Source organism: Microbulbifer magnicolonia (genome assembly GCF_035117725.1).
GTDB classification, from domain to species: domain Bacteria; phylum Pseudomonadota; class Gammaproteobacteria; order Pseudomonadales; family Cellvibrionaceae; genus Microbulbifer; species Microbulbifer magnicolonia.
On sequence record NZ_JAYEFD010000006.1, the window covers coordinates 76,365 to 94,111 of the forward strand.

17 protein-coding genes are annotated in these 17,747 nt (G+C 60.8%); 13 read left to right on the top strand and 4 right to left on the bottom strand.

Annotated elements, in window-relative coordinates:
* Positions 1-18 precede the first annotated feature (18 nt).
* The 3 genes from pdsR to RRF64_RS18300 form a co-directional block, all read right to left on the bottom strand.
* Positions 19-708: a proteobacterial dedicated sortase system response regulator gene (pdsR, locus tag RRF64_RS18290; RefSeq protein ID WP_323847364.1), complete on the bottom strand. Its 690-nt coding sequence runs from the start codon at positions 706-708 to the stop codon at positions 19-21.
* A gap of 179 nt (positions 709-887) precedes the next feature.
* Positions 888-1,586, bottom strand: coding sequence for an OmpA family protein (locus tag RRF64_RS18295; protein ID WP_323847365.1), 699 nt, complete (start codon positions 1,584-1,586; stop codon positions 888-890).
* A gap of 182 nt (positions 1,587-1,768) precedes the next feature.
* On the bottom strand, positions 1,769-1,909 hold the full coding sequence (locus RRF64_RS18300; RefSeq protein WP_323847366.1) for a hypothetical protein: 141 nt from the start codon (positions 1,907-1,909) through the stop codon (positions 1,769-1,771).
* Positions 1,910-2,088: 179 nt separating this feature from the next.
* Between RRF64_RS18300 and murJ the strand changes: the two genes are divergently transcribed.
* The 11 genes from murJ (at position 2,089) to RRF64_RS18355 (ending at position 15,610) form a co-directional block, all read left to right on the top strand.
* The gene (gene murJ, locus RRF64_RS18305; RefSeq protein WP_422732646.1) at positions 2,089-3,711 is read left to right on the top strand and encodes a murein biosynthesis integral membrane protein MurJ; all 1,623 of its coding nucleotides are present in this window, start codon (positions 2,089-2,091) and stop codon (positions 3,709-3,711) included.
* 109 nt (positions 3,712-3,820) lie between these two features.
* Positions 3,821-4,810 (top strand): bifunctional riboflavin kinase/FAD synthetase, encoded by a 990-nt coding sequence (ribF, locus tag RRF64_RS18310; RefSeq protein ID WP_323847367.1) that lies wholly within the window; start codon positions 3,821-3,823, stop codon positions 4,808-4,810.
* A 61-nt stretch (positions 4,811-4,871) separates the two neighbouring features.
* Positions 4,872-7,676, top strand: a complete 2,805-nt coding sequence (ileS, locus tag RRF64_RS18315; RefSeq protein ID WP_323847368.1) for an isoleucine--tRNA ligase — start codon at positions 4,872-4,874, stop codon at positions 7,674-7,676.
* Positions 7,669-8,199, top strand: coding sequence for a signal peptidase II (gene lspA, locus RRF64_RS18320; protein ID WP_323847369.1), 531 nt, complete (start codon positions 7,669-7,671; stop codon positions 8,197-8,199). Before ileS ends, lspA begins: the two co-directional genes overlap by 8 nt.
* Positions 8,199-8,639: an FKBP-type peptidyl-prolyl cis-trans isomerase gene (gene fkpB, locus RRF64_RS18325; RefSeq protein ID WP_323847370.1), complete on the top strand. Its 441-nt coding sequence runs from the start codon at positions 8,199-8,201 to the stop codon at positions 8,637-8,639. Before lspA ends, fkpB begins: the two co-directional genes overlap by 1 nt.
* Positions 8,640-8,808: 169 nt before the next feature.
* Positions 8,809-9,741 carry a 4-hydroxy-3-methylbut-2-enyl diphosphate reductase gene (gene ispH, locus RRF64_RS18330; protein WP_323847371.1) on the top strand — a complete coding sequence of 311 codons (933 nt, stop codon included), beginning with the start codon at positions 8,809-8,811 and terminating at the stop codon, positions 9,739-9,741.
* 353 nt (positions 9,742-10,094) lie between these two features.
* Positions 10,095-10,595 carry a GspH/FimT family pseudopilin gene (locus RRF64_RS18335; RefSeq protein WP_323847372.1) on the top strand — a complete coding sequence of 167 codons (501 nt, stop codon included), beginning with the start codon at positions 10,095-10,097 and terminating at the stop codon, positions 10,593-10,595.
* Positions 10,596-10,610: 15 nt separating this feature from the next.
* The gene (gene pilV / locus RRF64_RS18340) at positions 10,611-11,081 is read left to right on the top strand and encodes a type IV pilus modification protein PilV (protein WP_323847373.1); all 471 of its coding nucleotides are present in this window, start codon (positions 10,611-10,613) and stop codon (positions 11,079-11,081) included.
* A gap of 3 nt (positions 11,082-11,084) precedes the next feature.
* Positions 11,085-12,053: a PilW family protein gene (locus RRF64_RS18345; protein ID WP_323847374.1), complete on the top strand. Its 969-nt coding sequence runs from the start codon at positions 11,085-11,087 to the stop codon at positions 12,051-12,053.
* On the top strand, positions 12,053-12,592 hold the full coding sequence (locus RRF64_RS18350; protein WP_323847375.1) for a pilus assembly PilX family protein: 540 nt from the start codon (positions 12,053-12,055) through the stop codon (positions 12,590-12,592). Before RRF64_RS18345 ends, RRF64_RS18350 begins: the two co-directional genes overlap by 1 nt.
* A gap of 9 nt (positions 12,593-12,601) precedes the next feature.
* The gene (locus RRF64_RS18355) at positions 12,602-15,610 is read left to right on the top strand and encodes a PilC/PilY family type IV pilus protein (protein ID WP_323847376.1); all 3,009 of its coding nucleotides are present in this window, start codon (positions 12,602-12,604) and stop codon (positions 15,608-15,610) included.
* An 84-nt stretch (positions 15,611-15,694) separates the two neighbouring features.
* On the opposite strand, the gene RRF64_RS18360 is transcribed toward RRF64_RS18355, so the two are convergent.
* On the bottom strand, positions 15,695-16,249 hold the full coding sequence (locus RRF64_RS18360; RefSeq protein ID WP_323847401.1) for a GspH/FimT family pseudopilin: 555 nt from the start codon (positions 16,247-16,249) through the stop codon (positions 15,695-15,697).
* A 387-nt stretch (positions 16,250-16,636) separates the two neighbouring features.
* Here RRF64_RS18360 and RRF64_RS18365 point away from each other — a divergent pair, with 387 nt between their 5' ends.
* Together RRF64_RS18365 and pilV (RRF64_RS18370) are read left to right on the top strand one after the other, a co-directional pair.
* A complete protein-coding gene (locus RRF64_RS18365; RefSeq protein ID WP_323847377.1) occupies positions 16,637-17,161 on the top strand; it encodes a GspH/FimT family pseudopilin in 525 nt (174 codons plus the stop codon).
* A 4-nt stretch (positions 17,162-17,165) separates the two neighbouring features.
* Positions 17,166-17,747, top strand: a complete 582-nt coding sequence (pilV, locus tag RRF64_RS18370; protein WP_323847378.1) for a type IV pilus modification protein PilV — start codon at positions 17,166-17,168, stop codon at positions 17,745-17,747.

The window sequence follows — 17,747 nt, forward strand, 5'->3', positions numbered from 1 at the left end:
CCCCTGCAGAATGGTCAATCACACCTGCCACCGGTAACCCATACCGTAGGCGGTGCCGATCGCGTCGAAATTGCCGTCCAGCGCCTGGAACTTGCGCCGGATGCGCTTCACGTGGGAGGTGATGGTGTTGTCGTCCAGCACCACGCGCGCCGCCTCCATCAGCTGGCTGCGGGACTTCACGTGGCCCGGCCGTTTCGCCAGGGCGTGCACTATCCAGAATTCGGTCACGGTCAGGTCAACCCGCTCGCCGCCCCAGTGGCAGTGCAGGCGCGAAATGTCCAGCTCCAGCTTGCCCTGGGTCAGCATTTCCGCGGCGTCGCTCTGGTCGCGCAGCACGCTGACGCGGCGCAGCAGCGCGTTGATGCGCGCCTGCATATGGGGCAGGGAGATGTCCTTGGTCAGGTAGTCGTCGGCGCCGAGGCGCAGTCCGGAAATGATGTCCAGTTCCGAGTCGCGGGCGGTCAGGAACAGGATGGGCAGGCTCGGTGCCATGGCGCGCAGCTCCCGGCACAGCTCGAAACCGCCCTCGACTTCCGGGCCCAGGCCCACATCGATCACGGCCAGGTCCGGCAGCCGCTGGCGAAAGGCGCCCAGGGCCTCCGGGCGCGAACTGTACAGGTCGACCCTGTAGCCGCTGCGGCGCAGGGCATCGCGGTAGTTTTCGGCGATGGCGCGCTCGTCTTCGACAATAGCGATGGTGGCACTCATGGCTGCTTCCGGGTGTTTTTTATACTGGCGGGGAATCATGCCTGAAGTTGTGCAGTAATGGAAAAAAGCGGGCGCGGGGCGCCCGCAAGTACAACAGGGTTACTTACTGGGAGGGTTTGGGGAGCGCATGCCTGGCTCCCGGGGCGGATTTTCTGCCCGCCTGCGGAGCCAGCTTGGATTCAGAAACGGCCGGCCGTGGACTCCGGCAGGTTGAAGTGGATGTCTACCCGGCGCTCCAGTGCGTAAGCATCCGCGTCGCCGCGCGGGGCCTTGGAGTAGGTGGAACCCAGCGCGCGGCGGCTGATGCGGGCGGCGTCGACGCCGTGGGCTTCCAGGGCGCGCTGCACGCTCAGGGCGCGCTGGTCGGACAGCACATTGTTGTAACCGTCGCTGCCGCGCGGGTCGGCGCGGCCTTCCAGGTGTACCTGCAGGTGTTGGTGGCGATTGAGAAAATCCGCCATTTCGCTCAGCTGGTGCAGCTGGCCCTCCTGCAGCTGATCGTCGCCGGTGGTGAACAGCAACTGGAACTGCAGGGTATCCACGGCCAGTTGGTTGGCGTCATTGGCCGACGTTCGCGCCGCATCCAGTTGTTGTGCCAGGTTGCTGAGTTCTGTGCGGCTCTCTGTCAGTTGTGTCGCCAGCATATCTGCCTCTTCTGCTTGTTTGATCTGCTCACCCAGCCATGCTCCACCGAGGGCGCCGGCGATAAATCCGACCGGGCCGCCAACGGCTGCGCCGGCAATAGCTGCGCCGGTAAATACGGTGGCCTGCTTGGCCGGAGTGAGTTTAGATCCCTTTAACTCTTGTTGTTGTTCTACTGCCTGAGCGCCGGTGGTGATGAGGGAGCCCAGAGTCACAGCCATCAGTACTTTTTTCATTGTTCCTTCTCCTTGCGGTTTTCAGTCTGTCGCTTGGGCCAACTTCTGTATCCGGCCCGGTCGAGACTTATTTAAAAACCGCAAGGAGGCACTGGCATGGCGCCAGTGTGGCGAACTCGAGCGCAATTGTGGCGAATTATGGCTGCCTCGCCGCGCTTGCCGCTCTCAGTTCACCCTTGGCATCAGCAGTGGTAGCGGCGATAGCGCCGGTCGCGGGGCGCGTCTATCCGCACGCGCACGCGCTGGGGACGGGGTCCGCGCACTACTGCGACATACAGCACAATTGCCAGTGCCAGAGCAATAATCAATGCGTTGATGGTCATCCGTCATCTCCTTACGCCACCAATCCTTCGAGGCGCGCGACTAGCTCACCCTGAGTATAGGCTCGCGCGCCAGCCACCGCAGTGCCTATTTGGCATTTCGGCGCTTCCGTGTGGCCGGGTGAATTGAGGTAGACTTGCCGGCCATCACGCCACCCAAATCAGTGCCAGGAGTCGCCGTTTTGTCCCAGCCCCCCGCCAATAAGGACAAGCCCCAGAGCAGCCCGAGCGATAAAGCCGGTGTCGCAAGGCTGCTGCGCGGCAGTACGATCGTCGGCGGCGCGACCATGCTGTCCCGGGTCGCGGGGCTGGCACGGGACATGGTTTTAGCCCGGTTTGCCGGTGCCGGTGATGCCGCAGACGCCTTTTTTGTGGCGTTCAAGATTCCGAACTTCTTCCGCCGCCTGTTCGCCGAGGGCGCCTTCTCCCAGGCTTTCGTGCCGGTGCTGGCGGAATACCGGCAGAAGGGCAGCCTGGCCGCGGCGCGGGAGCTGAACGACCGGGTCGCCGGTGCCCTGGGCGGAACCCTGCTGCTGGTGACGCTGTTCGGGGTACTGTGTGCGCCGCTGGTGGCGGGAGTTTTCGCGTTCGGCTGGTGGTGGGACGGCAGCGAACGCGAGAAGTTCGACCTGGCGGCGGACATGCTGCGCATCACCTTCCCCTATCTGATGCTGATCTCCCTGACCGGATTCGCCGGTGCGGTCCTGAACAGTTTTGACCGCTTCGCTGTACCGGCGCTGACGCCGGTGCTGCTGAACCTGATGCTGATCGCCGCGGCCTTGCTGGCGACCGACTGGTTCGAGCCGCAGATCATGGCCCTGGCCTGGGGGGTGCTGGCGGCGGGGGTGGTGCAGCTGCTGTTCCAGCTGCCGTTTCTGTTGCGCCTGGGCCTGTTGCCGCGGCCGCGCTGGGACTGGCACTACCCGGGGGTGCGCAAGATCCTGCGGCTGATGGCGCCGGCGATTTTCGGGGTATCGGTCACCCAGATCAGCCTGGTGCTGGACACAGTGCTGGCGTCCTTCCTGCCCACCGGCAGCGTGTCCTGGCTGTACTTCTCCGACCGGCTGACCGAATTACCGCTGGGGGTCTTCGGCGTCGCAGTGGCGACAGTGATACTGCCGAACCTGTCGCGCCAGCACGCCGGCGGCGACCCGCGGCGCTTCCGCCACACCCTGGACTGGGCACTGCGCAGCGTCACACTGATTTCGCTGCCGGCGGCGGTGGCGCTGATCGTGCTGGCGGAGCCGCTGTTGACCACCCTGTTCCTGTACGGCGAGATGCAGCTGCGGGATATGGAAATGGCTGCCTGGTCGCTGCGCGCCTATGCCCTGGGGCTGCTGTCCTTCATGCTGATCAAGGTGCTGGCGCCCGGCTATTTCGCCCGCCAGGACACCTATACCCCGGTGCGATTCGGCCTGATCGCGATCGCGGCCAAGATGGTGCTGAGCCTGGCCTTCGTGATCCCCCTGCACCACTATTTCCGCCTCGGCCATATGGGGCTGGCGCTGGCCACCGCCTGCCAGGCGGCGATCAATGCCTGGCTGCTGTACCAGGGGCTGCGTCGCGACGATATCTACCGCCCGGAAGCGGGCTGGCGCGCCTACTTGCTGCGGCTGCTGGCGGCGAATCTGGCGATGGTGGGGGTGCTGCTGGTGGCGCTGCATTACTGGCCGGAATGGGGTGACTGGCGCTGGTGGGACAGGGCCTGGCGCATGGGGGTGATGGTGGCCGCCGGCGGCGGCATCTTCGTGTTGGTGCTGCTCGCCTCCGGCCTGCGGCCGCGGCACTTCCGCGCCACCTCGTAGGGTGCGCCGTGCGCACCGGTAGAAATGGTGTTGCGCACGGCGCACCCTACGCCACCAACCACTTATCCGCTATACTGCGCGGCTCGATTTTGTGAGGATGGGAAGCGCATTGGCCCAAGAACGGGAACAGGGGCGGGAGCTGATTCGCGGGTTGCACAACCTGCGCCCCCGCCACATTGGCTGTGTGGCCACGATCGGCTCGTTTGACGGCGTGCACCGCGGCCACCAGGCCATCATCGCGCAGCTGAACCAGCGCGCCCGCGAGCAGGGCGTGCCTTCGGTGGCGATCATCTTCGAGCCGCAACCCCACGAGTTCTTCTCCGGCGAGAAGGCGCCGGCGCGCCTGATGCGCTTCAAGGAAAAGGTGCTGGCGCTGTTCGAGGCCGGTGTCGACCGGGTGCTGTGTCTGCAGTTCAACGAAAAGCTGCGCGGCCTCAGTGCCGAGGCGTTTATCCGGCAGATACTGGTGGACGGCCTGGGCATCCGCCACCTGGTGGTCGGGGACGATTTTCGCTTCGGCTGCGATCGCAGCGGCGATTACCGCCTGCTGCAGCAAACCGGCGCCGGGGCGGGATTCACCGTCGAGGACACGGCGACGGTGGAGATCCGCGGCGCGCGGGTCAGCAGCACGCGCATCCGCGAGGCGCTGCAGGACGGCGACTTCGAGCTGGCCGAGGCCCTGCTGGGCAAGCCCTACCGCATCACCGGGCGCGTGGCGCCCGGCCGGTCGCTGGGGCGCCAGTTGGGTGCGCCGACGGCCAATGTGCGCCTGCACCGCTACCGCTCGCCATTGGTCGGTGTGTACACCGTGCGCACCACGGCCACCAACGGTACAGAGCTGGCAGCCGGGCGCCGGGAGATTGACGGCGTCGCCAACGTCGGCTTCCGCCCCACCGTGGAAGGCGAGGGCGCGCAGCCGCTGCTGGAAGTGAACCTGTTCGATTTCAGCGGCGATCTCTACGGCCGCGAACTGGCGGTGGAGTTCTGCCACAAACTGCGCGACGAGGAGAAGTTCGCGTCCCTGGACATCCTCAAGGAGTGGATCGCCCGGGACATTCGCAACGCCAAGGAATGGTTTGCGCAACATCCGCGACGGTGACCATGGCGGTCGCCTGCACAGACAAAGTTTATTTTTCTACTAGAGCTGAAGTAGACATCCGATGACCGATTACAAAGCGACTCTGAACCTGCCCGAAACCGACTTCCCGATGCGCGGCAACCTGCCGCAGCGGGAGCCGGCGATTCTGCAACAGTGGCAGGAGAGCAAGCTCTACGAAAAAATCCGCGCGGCGCGCGCCGGTCGCGAGCAGTTTATCCTGCACGACGGCCCGCCCTATGCCAACGGCGATATCCATATCGGTCACTCGGTCAACAAGATCCTCAAGGACATCATCGTCAAATCGAAGACCCTGAGCGGCTTCGACGCCCCCTATGTGCCCGGCTGGGACTGCCACGGTCTGCCCATCGAGCACAAAGTGGAGCAGAAGGTCGGCAAGGCCGGCGCCAAGGTGGACCACAAAACCTTCCGCCAGAAGTGCCGCGAATACGCCGCCAAGCAGGTAGAGGGGCAGAAGAAGGACTTTATCCGCCTCGGCGTATTCGGCGAGTGGGACAACCCCTACCGCACCATGGACTTCCAGTTCGAGGGCGACATCATCCGCGCCCTCGGCCGCGTGGTGAAAAACGGTCACCTGGCGCGGGGCTTCAAGCCGGTCTACTGGAGCGTGGTCGGCGGCTCTGCACTGGCGGAAGCGGAAGTGGAGTACCAGGACAAGACCTCCTTCTCCATCGATGTCTGCTACCCGGTCACCGAAGAGACCGCGCTGGCCATCGCCGATGCCGCCGGCGGCCACGCCGGTGACGGCCAGCTGTCCGTCGTGATCTGGACCACCACGCCCTGGACCCTGCCGTCCAGCCAGGCGGTGTCCGTCAATGCCGAACTGGAATACGTGGTGGTGCAGACCGGCGACCGGCGTATTCTGGTGGCCGAGGAGCTGAAAGACGCGGTATTGGAGCGGGCGGGGCTCCAGGGCCCGGTGGTCGGCCGTATCCGCGGCGCCGCGCTGGAGCACCTGAAAATCCGGCACCCCTTCTACGACAAGGAACTGCCCATCGTCCTCGGCGACCACGTCACCACCGACGCCGGTACCGGCTGTGTGCACACGGCACCGGACCACGGCCCGGACGATTTCAATGTGGGCAAGCGCTACGGCATCGACACCCTCAATTACGTCGATGACAACGGCGTCTACCGCGACAACGTGCCGCTGTTTGCCGGCGAGCATGTCTACAAGGTGGACGGTGCGATCGTCGAGCTGCTGAAAGAAAAAGACGTACTGCTGCACCAGGACAAACTGGTGCACAGCTACCCGCACTGCTGGCGCACCAAGACGCCGCTGATCTACCGCGCGACGCCGCAGTGGTTTGTCAGCATGCAGCAGAACGACCTGCTGGATCACGCGCAGAAGGCCGCGGACCAGGTGCAGTGGATCCCCGGCTGGGGCAAGGCCCGTATCGATGCGATGCTGGATGCCAGCCCGGACTGGTGTATCTCGCGCCAGCGCACCTGGGGTGTGCCCATCGCGCTGTTCGTGCACAAGGAGACCCACGAGATCCACCCCGACACCCCGGCCCTGATGAACAAGGTGGCCGAGAAAGTCGATGCCGCGGGCATGGATGTCTGGTTCGACCTGGATCCGCGCGAGTTGCTCGGCGACGAGGCGGAGCAGTATCAGAAAGTGACCGACACCCTGGATGTCTGGTTCGACTCCGGCGTGACCCACTACGCGGTGCTGGAGCGCCGCGATGGCCTGCGCTTCCCGGCCGACCTCTACCTGGAGGGCTCCGACCAGCACCGCGGCTGGTTCCAGTCCTCCCTGAAGACCTCGATCGCGATCAACGACTGCGCCCCCTACAGGCAGGTGCTGACCCACGGCTTCACCGTGGACGCCCAGGGCCGCAAGATGTCCAAGTCGATCGGCAACACCGTCGCGCCGCAGGACGTGATCAACAAGCTGGGCGCGGACGTGCTGCGCCTGTGGGTGGCGGCGACCGATTTCAGCGGCGAGATGGCGGTCTCCGACGAGATCCTCAAGCGCACCGCGGACTCCTACCGCCGCCTGCGCAATACCGCGCGGTTCTTCCTGTCCAACCTGGCCGGTTTCGATCCGGCGAAAGATCTGTTGCCGGAAGAGGAGCTGCTGGCGCTGGACCGCTGGGCGCTGGACGTTGCCGCGCGCCTGCAGGACGAAATCGTCGCCGCCTACGACAACTACCAGTTCCACCAGATCTACCAGAAGCTGCACAACTTCTGCGTGGTGGAGATGGGCGGTTTCTACCTGGATATCATCAAGGACCGCCAGTACACGACGCAGAAGGACAGTGTCGCGCGCCGCTCCGCGCAGACGGCGCTCTACCACATCGTGCAGGCCTTCACGCGCTGGATTGCGCCGATCCTCAGCTTTACCGCCGAAGAGCTGTGGCAGTTTATTCCGGGTGAGCGCGGTGACAGCGTGTTTGTCGAGGAGTGGTACCCGCTGCCGAAACTGCCGCAGGACATGCGCAAGGGCGCGGATTACTGGGAAACCATTGCCGAAGTGAAAACCGCGGTCAACAAGGTGCTCGAAGAGCAGCGCGCTGCCGGCAATATCGGCGGCTCCCTGCAGGCTGCCGTCACCCTGTACGCGGACGACGATCTGCGCGAGAAACTGGCCGAGCTGGAAGACGAGCTGCGCTTCGTGCTCATCTGCTCCTCCACCTCGGTGCAGCGCCTCAGCGACGCCGCCGGCGCCCACGCCACCGAGCTGGCCGGGCTGAAGGTGGACGTGCGCAAGGTGGACCACCCGAAATGCGCGCGCTGCTGGCACTATCGAGCCGACGTCGGCGCCAATGAACAGTACCCGGAAATCTGCTCCCGCTGTGTGGATAACGTGGCCGGTGTGGGCGAGGAACGGCACTATGCCTAAGGATGGTTTACAGGTATTCGGCCACCCATGGCGCTGGTACTGGCTGGCGCTGGCGGTAATAGGCCTGGATATCGCCACCAAGGTGTGGGCGGTGGAGGCGTTTATGCACGGCCCCGCCATGCAGATCATTCCCGGCCTGCTGCGGTTTACCTACGCGGAGAACTACGGCGCCGCGTTCAGCTTCCTCGCCGATGCCGGCGGCTGGCAGCGCTGGTTTTTCGGCGCCATAGCGCTGGGCTTCAGTGCCATGGTTACGGTCTGGCTGCGGCGCCTGCCCGCGGCGAAACGCTGGGAGCCCTTTGCGCTGGCGCTGATTCTCGGCGGTGCCATCGGCAACCTCTGGGACCGCATGCTGCTCGGCTATGTGCGGGATTTTATTTCCGTCTACTACGGCAGCTGGAGCTTCCCCGTGTTCAATGTGGCGGATATGGCAATCAGCATCGGCGCCGCCATGCTGGTGATCGAGTTGCTGTTCTTTGCCGATAAAGACAACGGCAATGCAAAGAAGGGTGCAGAAGTTTAATGGCAAATACCGTAATCGGCGAACACAGCCGGGTGACCCTGCATTTCAGCCTGAAACTGGACGACGGCACCGAGGTGGATTCCACCTTCGAGGGCGACCCGGCCACCTTCAGTGTCGGCGACGGCAGCCTGCTGCCGGGTTTTGAGAAAGCCCTGTTCGGCCTCAAGGCGGGCGACGAGGCGGAAATAGAGATGCCGCCGGAACTGGGTTTCGGCCAGCGCAACCCGTCCAATGTCCAGAAGGTGCGCCGCGACAGTTTCTCCCCGGATATCGAGCTGGAAGAGGGTCTGGTAGTCTCCTTCGACAACGGCAGCGGCGAGCTGCCCGGTGTCATCCGCGAGATCGGTGAAGACGAGGTCACCGTCGACTTCAATCACCCGCTGGCGGGGCAGACGCTGAATTTTCACGTGAAGATTATCGCCGTGGATTCGATCCAGTAAGGACGCCGGGAAACATACCTGTGGGAGCCTGCCCAGCAGGCGATTATCGGGAGCGATTCGCCTGGTAGATTTTTGCTCCCGCAAAATCTACATTTCCGCTGGGCGGCACTCCGCCATCCATGGCGGTCACAAGCAGGCTCCCACAAGCAAGATGAGTTTTGAACCAAATATGCAAATCCGACTGGCAAACCCCCGCGGCTTCTGCGCCGGCGTAGACCGCGCCATCGACATCGTCAATCGCGCATTGGATGTCTTCGGCGCGCCCATCTATGTGCGCCACGAAGTGGTGCACAACAAGTTCGTGGTGGACTCACTGCGCGAGCGCGGCGCCGTGTTCGTGGACGAGCTGACGGAAGTGCCGGACGACGTGATCGTGATTTTCAGCGCGCACGGCGTCTCCAAGGCGGTGCAGCAGGAGGCCACCGAGCGCGGCCTGAGGGTGTTCGATGCCACCTGTCCGCTGGTCACCAAGGTGCATATGGAAGTGAGCAAGTTCAGCACCGATGGCTCCGAGTGCATCCTGATCGGCCACCAGGGCCACCCGGAAGTGGAGGGCACCATGGGCCAGTATGACGCCAGCAATGGCGGCGCCATCTATTTGGTGGAAGACGAGGCGGATGTGGCCAGTCTCCAGGTGAAGGATGAAAACAACCTCACCTATGTGACCCAGACCACCCTGTCCATGGACGACACCGCGAGGGTTATCGACGCCCTGCGCGCGCGCTTCCCGAATATCCGCGGTCCGCGCAAGGACGATATCTGCTACGCGACCCAGAACCGCCAGGATGCGGTCAAGCAACTGGCGCTGGAGAGCGATCTGGTGCTGGTGGTGGGCAGCCCCAACAGCTCCAACTCCAACCGCCTGCGCGAACTCGCCGAGCGCTGCGGCGCCGCCGCCAAGCTGATCGACGGCGCCGCCGATATAGACCCTGCCTGGCTCGCGGGCAAAAAGGCCATCGGTATCACCGCCGGCGCCTCCGCACCCGAAGTGCTGGTGCAGGGTGTGATAGAGCGTCTGCAGCAGCTGGGTGCCGAACTGCCGCAGGAGATGGCCGGGCGCGAGGAGAATATTCGCTTCTCCCTGCCCAAAGAGCTCCGCTAGCACTGCCCGCTAATCGGGCATTTCACGGGGTCTTGTCGTTATCGGTATGGGATGACGACTGGCTTTGTCCCTCTGCCTGCGATAAGTGGATAATGGACCAACGCCTCCTCATTGCGGCAGTTGGCATTTAGTCTGCAAATTCCGTCACATATCTTGTGGCGAGCCCGTCTACATATTCTGCGGTTATATTTTTACTTTTCGCGACTCGAAGACCGTTTATCGGTCGCGAATTACCTTTTGTCGCCAGTTGCAGAATTGCACGCCAGATAGCGTTATCACAGTTCGCTGTTTAGTTAACAATGCGTGCATTCAAGGAATGAATGCTCAATTGACTGCACGGACGGCGACAATCAATGAAGAAGGAAAACTTCCGGAAAGAGAGCGGATTTACTCTCGTGGAGCTGATGATCGCAATTGCAATCCTGGCGATTGTGACTGCATTGGCCGCCCCCTCCTTCACAAGTTCCATTAAGCGCAATCAGCGCACCTCCTGTACCAATCAATTGGTCGGCACCTTGCAACTGGCGCGCAGCGAAGCCGTGCGCCTTTCCCGCGCCATCACGGTCACCGCGCCTACGGGTATCGAAAACGGCATCACTGTCTATCGGGACGTCGATGGTGATGGCGTTGCGAGTGCCGACGAAACGATACAAGTCACTCGGCGCTGCAACGGCACCGCCGTTTCTGTGAGCCAGGGCAATATCGAATACACCTATACACCAGCGGGTTGGACAAGTCCGGCGGACGAACTCGTTATTCAGGTTTGCGATGCCGATGAAACCGGCGAGAGCGGCCGCAATATCCGGGTGCTGGTCAGCGGTGTAGTGCGCACTGGAGCAATCACCTGTAGCTAAGGAGAGCTAACAACAATGAAAAATCAGCGAGGGGCAACCCTGATTGAAATACTGGTTACCGTACTGGTGCTGGCCGTGGGACTGCTCGGCCTCGGGGCGACACAGATGGTCAGCCTGAAAAACGGTAACAATGCCAACGTCACTTACTTCGCAACGCTGGCGGCTTACGACATTGCCGAACGTATGCGTATCAATCCGCTGGGCGTCGAAAACGGTGCATATGACGCTACTGATGTCGATGGAAACCAAACGCCCAAGAGCTGCGTCTCCGGGATCTGCAGCACTCTGGAACTCGCCGCCATGGATCTGTACGAGTGGGGGCAGACGCTGTCAGCAAACCTGCCCGAAGGCAAGGGCACCATAGCGATCGACGATGGCGAGGCGACCATCACCGTGAACTGGACCGAGCAACACACCGGCGAGAACTACGGCAAGTCTACCGGCGGCGCCGAAGAAAAATCCTTCGAAATGGTGGCGGAGCTCTGAACGATGAAAATCCTAAAAAAGCAGAGCGGCCTCTCACTGATCGAGCTGATGATCGGCATCTTGCTCGCCTCTTTGTTACTGCTTGGCGTCCTGCAGATATTCGATGCCAACCGCCGTACCAATGACCTGCAGGAATCCCTGTCGCGCATTCAGGAAAGCGGCCGCATGGCCACCGATTTGCTCAACAAGGAACTACGTGGCGCGGCCTTTGATGGCTGTGTGGTTGATCTCTCATTGCTGGTGAACAACGCAGGCACCATGTTTGATGGCAATGCGATCGATGGCGATGACAATATCAGCAGTGCAACGGAGATCGGGAGCAAGACTGTAGAGCCGGGAACCGATGTACTGCGGGTTCGCGGCGCAGTGGACGCCTGTGGAGGCACTGCAAAAATAGCCAGCACTGCTAACATCGGGGACACCGAAATAGAGTTGGCGGGCAGCTGCGGTAGTCTGGAAGACGGGGATTACGTGATGATCGCCAACTGTCGCGCGGGTGATATCAGCACTGTCGCCGGCCTTTCGGGGACGCCGCCAGTATTGACGCTAGCCAATAACTTTTCCTCCAATTACGGCCCTGAGTCCAGGGTCTACCGCCCCTATGTGCGCGAATTCTTTGTCAGTCGCGATACCACCACCAATCTTCCCGGGCTATTCATGAGTGAGGACGGCAACAATGCACAGGAACTGATACCCGGCATCGAAGACCTGCAAGTTCTGTATGGGCGGGACTCCGGCGGCGGCGATGACACCGTCGATATCTGGGGAGCCCCTCCGTCGAACGCCGTCGAAAGCGAGCAGGTGGCTGCCATCCGGATTCAATTGCTTGTGGCAGCAGGGTCGGCAAGCGGTGCCGAGCAGTTTAAGTATACGCGCCTCGGCACCGCCGCCGAGGTTTCTGCGGCAGATGACGGCAGACTGCGCAAGACCTATAGCGCCTTGACCAAGCTGAGAAACCGGGGGAGTCGTTGATGAAAAACTCTTTAATCATCAACCAGCGAGGCGCAGTGCTGGTGGTTTGTATGGTGGTACTGCTGATGCTGACGCTTATTGGTGTGTCCGGTGCGCGCAGTGTGATCCTGCAGGAGAAAATGACCTTTGCGTCCAAGGACGCCCAGCTGGCTCTGCAGGTGGCCGAATCTGCCGTGCGTGCGGCCGAGGCGGATATTGACGCGCTGGACGATATCGATGATTTCGTCGCGGCAGGTACCGATGGGCTGTATAGCGAGGGCGAAGCGCCGGAAGATTTCTTCGCGGCGGCAACCTGGGCGGATACTGTCAGTCGAGAAGTGACGGTCACCATGGGGGGCAAGAATTTCTCCGGGCTGTACTTTATCGAATTGGCGGGTGAAATAGATCCGGAAGCGGTAGCAGGTAGCGCCGAAATATACGGCGAAAGCAATGTCGTTGCGTCCAGCGGTAACATCAAGGTATTTCGTATCGTGGCTCGTGGAGTTGGATTGGCTGGCACGGAGCGGATACTGGTGACTCACCACGGAAAACTATTATAAGGACCCGTAATGAAAAATTTTCACAGATTTCCATTGCAAAAGGCGGCTGTGGTAATGGTTTCCTGCGGCCTGGGTGTTGCCACGCTGGCGAGTGCGGAAACAGCGCCGGGTCCAATTTCCAGTGTGCCGCTGGCAACCCAGGGCGGAGCCAAGCCGAACCTGATGATTATGTTGGACTCGTCGGGATCCATGAGCACTGAATTGCCCAATAGCGACGACGAGCGTACCGATGTGGTCAAACGCGCGGCCAAGAGTCTGATCGACAGCCTTGATGACGAGAGCATGCGCGTTGGCCTTGCCCGATTCAATGGTAATGACGGTGCCCGGATTCTCTACAATCTGACGTTGCTGACCGCGGCGGAAAAAGAAAATATCAAAGACGATATTGACGACATCCCGGCCAGCGGCAATACGCCGCTGTCGGAGGCCACGTCCGATATTGGGCGCTATTTCACTTATGGTTATCCGGCCAGCAGTAACCTCACCTTACATCCGGACGGTTCCTTTGATCAGGCCTCCTCGCAAGCAAGTGTCGAGAGTATCTTTAATGACAATCCGGATTTTGAAGATGACCTGGATGAGTCGCCGGAAGTGGTGCAGTACTACTGCCAGAAGAATTTCTTTATGCTGTTGACCGATGGCCTGCCAACGCAGGACAGGGATGTCAGTACCCATTTACAGGATTACGACGGCGATGGCAGGGACAACGATTGCACCGATACCGACAATGACGGAAACGCTTGTCCATCATATGGAAGCGACGGCTCTGACTATCTGGACGACGTTACTCAGGCGATGTTCGATATGGATTTGCGTCCTGACCTGACAGGACCAGATCTCAGTAACCCGGTAAAAAACAATGTCTCTTCATATATGGTTGGCTTTGCCGAAGGATCGCTGGCGAATAATCCGCTGCTGAAGAGCGCAGCCGAGCCGGCGGGAGGAAAGTACCTTTATGCGTCTGACAGTGACGCTCTGCAGAATGCCTTTCGCTCAATTCTGACCGATATTTTTTCCAAGGTAGGCGCCTCCGCAGCCGCCTCATTTAATGCCACGTCTCTGAGTGAGGGCGCGGTAGTCTATCTGGCCAGCTACAACAGCGAAAAGTGGTCCGGTAGACTGGTGGCTCGGGAGTTCAATGCGGACGGCTCACTTAGCGCGACCGATAAATGGCGCGCCGATGAGCTGTTGGACGCGAGATCTTCGGATTCGCGGCTTATCCTCACTTCGGAAGGTGGTATTGGCAAAGTTTTCGGCAGCAATCTTATCAATGTCGATCCGGATTCCCAGACTCCGCATCAGCAAGATCTCGGTATCGATACGGTTACCGCGACCAGTGATGGCAAAGAGGTTGAGCGGTTGGAATATATTCGCGGTGGCAACGCACTGGAGGGCGACGACAGCGATGATTTCCGGGATCGCGCCACGGATCTGGGCGATATCGTGAATTCGACACCCGTTTATGTGGGAAAACCAAATTTCAATTATCCCGACCGGGATCCCTTCGGTGCCGCCAACGACCGTTACTCTGATTTTATCGAGGCAAAGAAAGACCGTGATGCACTCGTCTATGTCGGGGCAAACGATGGCATGTTGCACGGCTTCGATGCCGAGAGCGGCCAGGAGCGTATCGCCTATATTCCGGAGTTGTTGCTGAGCGATGATACGACTGACGGCCTCCACTACCTGGCAAGCCAGAGTTACGGCCACAAGTTTTATGTCAATCTGACTCCGACGGTCGCCGATGCCTATTTCAATAATGACTGGCACACTGTGCTGGTAGGGGGACTCGGAGCCGGCGGCAAAGGATATTTTGTGCTGGATATCACCGATCCGGATCTTTTTTCTGCTGACAACGCCGGTATGTTCGTTCTCGATGAGATAGGCAATGGCGATGCAGACATGGGGCTGTCGTTCAGCAAGCCCAAGGTCGCGCTGCTGAACAATGACCGCTGGGCCGCAATTTTCGGCAACGGCTACAACAGCGATAGCGGCAAGGCGATCCTGTATATCTATTATTTCGATGACGGCACCATCAAGAAGATCGATACCGGCTGGACCGATGCCAGTGATAGTGGACATAAAAATGGTCTCTCCACACCCTCGCTGGCCGATGCCAATGGGGACGGTATTGTCGATCGCGTTTACGCCGGTGATGTGCAGGGCAATATGTGGGCTTTCGATCTCTGCAACCTCGAAAACGGCAGTTGCGCAGATGACGATACCGGCTGGCAGCTGGCGTACAAGCTTTTCACGACCGGCAGTGCGGACAATCCCGAGCCGATCACCACAGCCCCGCGGATCGCGCGGAACACCCAGGTGCCGAACGGTAGCTATCCCAATCTGATGGTGCTGTTCGGATCCGGCCAGTATCTGAATTCGTCTGACTTGCAGGACACCGATGCTACCGCCTACTACGGTGTCTGGGACAATGGCACCGCCGATCTCGACTCCGGCGACTTGGTGGTTCGTAACTTTACCGAGTCCGGTGGATTGCGCAGGCTTACCGGCACAGTGGTCGATTGGCACGACGGCAGCGAAGGTGACTATGGCTGGACATTGCCCCTCGCGTCCGGCAGTAATAACGGCGATGTGGTGATTGGCGGTGAAAGGGTGGTGACAGAATCCCTGCTGTTGGGCAACGTGGTGTTCTTCAATACTGCTATTCCCAGCACCGCCGTATGTTCATCCGGGGGCACCGGCTATTTGATGAATGTGGACTTCCTCTCCGGGCTTGCGCCTGCCAACGCCGTTTTCGATGGCAACGGCGATGGCGTCACCGACGATGGGGATCAAGGCTATGTTGGAGAGGTCGCCTCCAGGCTCGGTGGAGGTGGCGGTGGTGGTGAGGGCGGCGGTGACGGCGGTATTCCGACGCCCCCGGCGATTGTTCCGGGTGAAGATGGTAAGGGGCAGCTCTGCATTAATGTCAATGGCAGTGCCAGATGCGGGCCGCGCGAATGGTATGTGGGCAAACGGGAGGGCCGTTTGTCCTGGATGGAAATCAGTCCCTATTAGCCAGGTTTAGAGACTCCCTTCCGATTATTCAGTCCTTTTCACGGGGCAGGCCGCGCGCGGGCCTGCCCGTATGACGCAGCATCTTCAGGTACAGGACAGATTCTCTCCGGAACCGTTTTCAGGAACTCCATCTCCGTCCCCATCGCGACCGAAGTAGGGGCGCCCAGTGGGGTTAAGCACGATGACCCAGCCCGATGCAGGCTCGCCAGCGGGTGGGCAGTATTCAAAATTGGCCCCGGTGTTGAGGCGGCCATCGGGCCGGTAACGCAATGTTTTCCAGATTCCGCCGTTAAACGTCAGAGTGCTTTCCGCAGGCGGTGGCAGAATACGCTGCAACAGCGTTTCGCCCGGGTCGAGCTCCCCGTCCCTGTCGGTATCCGCAAATATCAGTCCGCCCCCCGTCCATTGGTCCGAAACACTACAGCTGGTGCCGTCGCTGGTGCCGCAGACAATGACAATCTGCTGGCGCGACACTGCCATGCTGCGGGCGTAATTGAGGCTGCCGAGCAGTTGTCGCGCAGCCGCCTTATCGCGATGCCGGGCGACGAAATCGTTCAGAGCCGGTATGGCGATGCTGGCGATGACGCCGAGTATGGCGATGGTGAACATCAATTCGACCAGGGTAAATCCACGCTGCATTTTCACGCTGTAAGTCCCTTTACCGTGTGATTTGCTGCAGCATATCGATCTGACACCAAAAGCCAATCACACGGCATTACACATAGGACCTGTGTGGCCTCGTCAATTGAACCCTGTTCCTGCCGGCCTCCTCTCCTACCACACAGCCAAGCGGCGACAGAGATCTATTCCCACAGCCACCCGTCAGATCTTAGATGGGTGCTAATAGGTGATGTAAGTCACAAAAATGGCGGATAAACCCACAAAAAGCCACTCGTCGTCGCATCGGCGCCGCTCGTCAGGAACAGTTCGCCGCCATTATCCGATTTCCTTTAAAAAGGGCGCTAATGGCAGTCGGGTACCAACTGCTGCCTGAAATAAGTACAGAAAATGTCCTTGGGCTGAAAAATGAACAGTGTCCGCAGTGCGGCCGGATTTACGCTGATCGAGTTGATGTTTGCCATCACGATTCTCGGCATCGTGATGGCGGTCGGTGTCCCCTCCTTTACCACCATGATTCAGAACAACCGCATGGTGACGACCACCAATGACCTCAACGGCACCTTGCAGTATGCCCGCGCAGAGGCGGTCCGCCGCGGTGGCAATGTCAGGGTCAGCGCCATTGGCGGTGATGTGTCCAATGGCCTGCGGGCCTGGGTCGACGGCAACAATGACGGTGACTTCGATGCTGGCGAGGAATTGCGGGTGCTGCGTATCGATTTTGGCGACCTCGCGCTCGGCGCGGACGTGGGCGGTACCGATACCGCGAACCTCGACTTTACCTTTAACGCCCGCGGCGCGAGCAGCCTGGGCAATACCCTGGTCCTCGGCCTGTGTGACGACCGCGATGGAGATTACGGCCGGCGGCTCGAGTTGCTGGTCTCCGGCGCCGTACGCCTGACCCGCAATACCGCCTGTACCAGTGAGGAATAAAGCCATGCGAAACCAACGCGGAGCCACCCTGATAGAAGTGCTGATCGCGGTCCTGGTGCTGGCGGTGGGCCTGTTGGGGCTCGCGGCCACCCAGCTGATGAGCATGAAGAACGGCAACGGCGCCCACCAGCGCTATATGGCCGCGCTGGCGGCCCACGACATCATCGAGCGCATGCGCGCCAATCCCGGCGGCTTCGAGCAGGGCAGTTACGACGGCGAGGTCGGCGAAGGCGCTGCCGAAGAGACCGGCGGCAATGACGGGCCCGTAGAGATAGAGGAAACCGTCGTCGACGGCGAAGTCGTAGAAACCGAAGTTCCAGAAACTGGCGGCGAAGAGACCGGCGGCGAAGAGGGTACGCCGGACTGCAGCAGCAGCTGTTCGGTCACCGAACTCGCCGCTCTCGACCTGTATGAATGGGAGCAGCTGCTCAGCAGCAATCTGCCTTCTGCCATCGGCGCTATCAGCCGCAACGGCGACCAGGTGACTGTCACCATCACCTGGCAGGAACAGCACACCGGAGAAAACTACGGCACTTCCAGTGGCGGCTTGGACGATGCCTCCTTTGAAATGATCGTGGAGCTTTGA

What these genes read in the sequence shown, in the direction of transcription:
- pdsR (WP_323847364.1), bottom strand. Translation starts at nt 708, where the DNA reads ATGAGTGCCACCATCGCTATTGTCGAAGACGAGCGCGCCATCGCCGAA.
- RRF64_RS18295 (WP_323847365.1), bottom strand. Translation starts at nt 1,586, where the DNA reads ATGAAAAAAGTACTGATGGCTGTGACTCTGGGCTCCCTCATCACCACC.
- RRF64_RS18300 (WP_323847366.1), bottom strand. Translation starts at nt 1,909, where the DNA reads ATGACCATCAACGCATTGATTATTGCTCTGGCACTGGCAATTGTGCTG.
- ileS (WP_323847368.1), top strand. Translation starts at nt 4,872, where the DNA reads ATGACCGATTACAAAGCGACTCTGAACCTGCCCGAAACCGACTTCCCG.
- lspA (WP_323847369.1), top strand. Translation starts at nt 7,669, where the DNA reads ATGCCTAAGGATGGTTTACAGGTATTCGGCCACCCATGGCGCTGGTAC.
- fkpB (WP_323847370.1), top strand. Translation starts at nt 8,199, where the DNA reads ATGGCAAATACCGTAATCGGCGAACACAGCCGGGTGACCCTGCATTTC.
- ispH (WP_323847371.1), top strand. Translation starts at nt 8,809, where the DNA reads ATGCAAATCCGACTGGCAAACCCCCGCGGCTTCTGCGCCGGCGTAGAC.
- RRF64_RS18335 (WP_323847372.1), top strand. Translation starts at nt 10,095, where the DNA reads ATGAAGAAGGAAAACTTCCGGAAAGAGAGCGGATTTACTCTCGTGGAG.
- pilV (WP_323847373.1), top strand. Translation starts at nt 10,611, where the DNA reads ATGAAAAATCAGCGAGGGGCAACCCTGATTGAAATACTGGTTACCGTA.
- RRF64_RS18345 (WP_323847374.1), top strand. Translation starts at nt 11,085, where the DNA reads ATGAAAATCCTAAAAAAGCAGAGCGGCCTCTCACTGATCGAGCTGATG.
- RRF64_RS18350 (WP_323847375.1), top strand. Translation starts at nt 12,053, where the DNA reads ATGAAAAACTCTTTAATCATCAACCAGCGAGGCGCAGTGCTGGTGGTT.
- RRF64_RS18355 (WP_323847376.1), top strand. Translation starts at nt 12,602, where the DNA reads ATGAAAAATTTTCACAGATTTCCATTGCAAAAGGCGGCTGTGGTAATG.
- RRF64_RS18360 (WP_323847401.1), bottom strand. Translation starts at nt 16,249, where the DNA reads ATGCAGCGTGGATTTACCCTGGTCGAATTGATGTTCACCATCGCCATA.
- RRF64_RS18365 (WP_323847377.1), top strand. Translation starts at nt 16,637, where the DNA reads ATGAACAGTGTCCGCAGTGCGGCCGGATTTACGCTGATCGAGTTGATG.
- pilV (WP_323847378.1), top strand. Translation starts at nt 17,166, where the DNA reads ATGCGAAACCAACGCGGAGCCACCCTGATAGAAGTGCTGATCGCGGTC.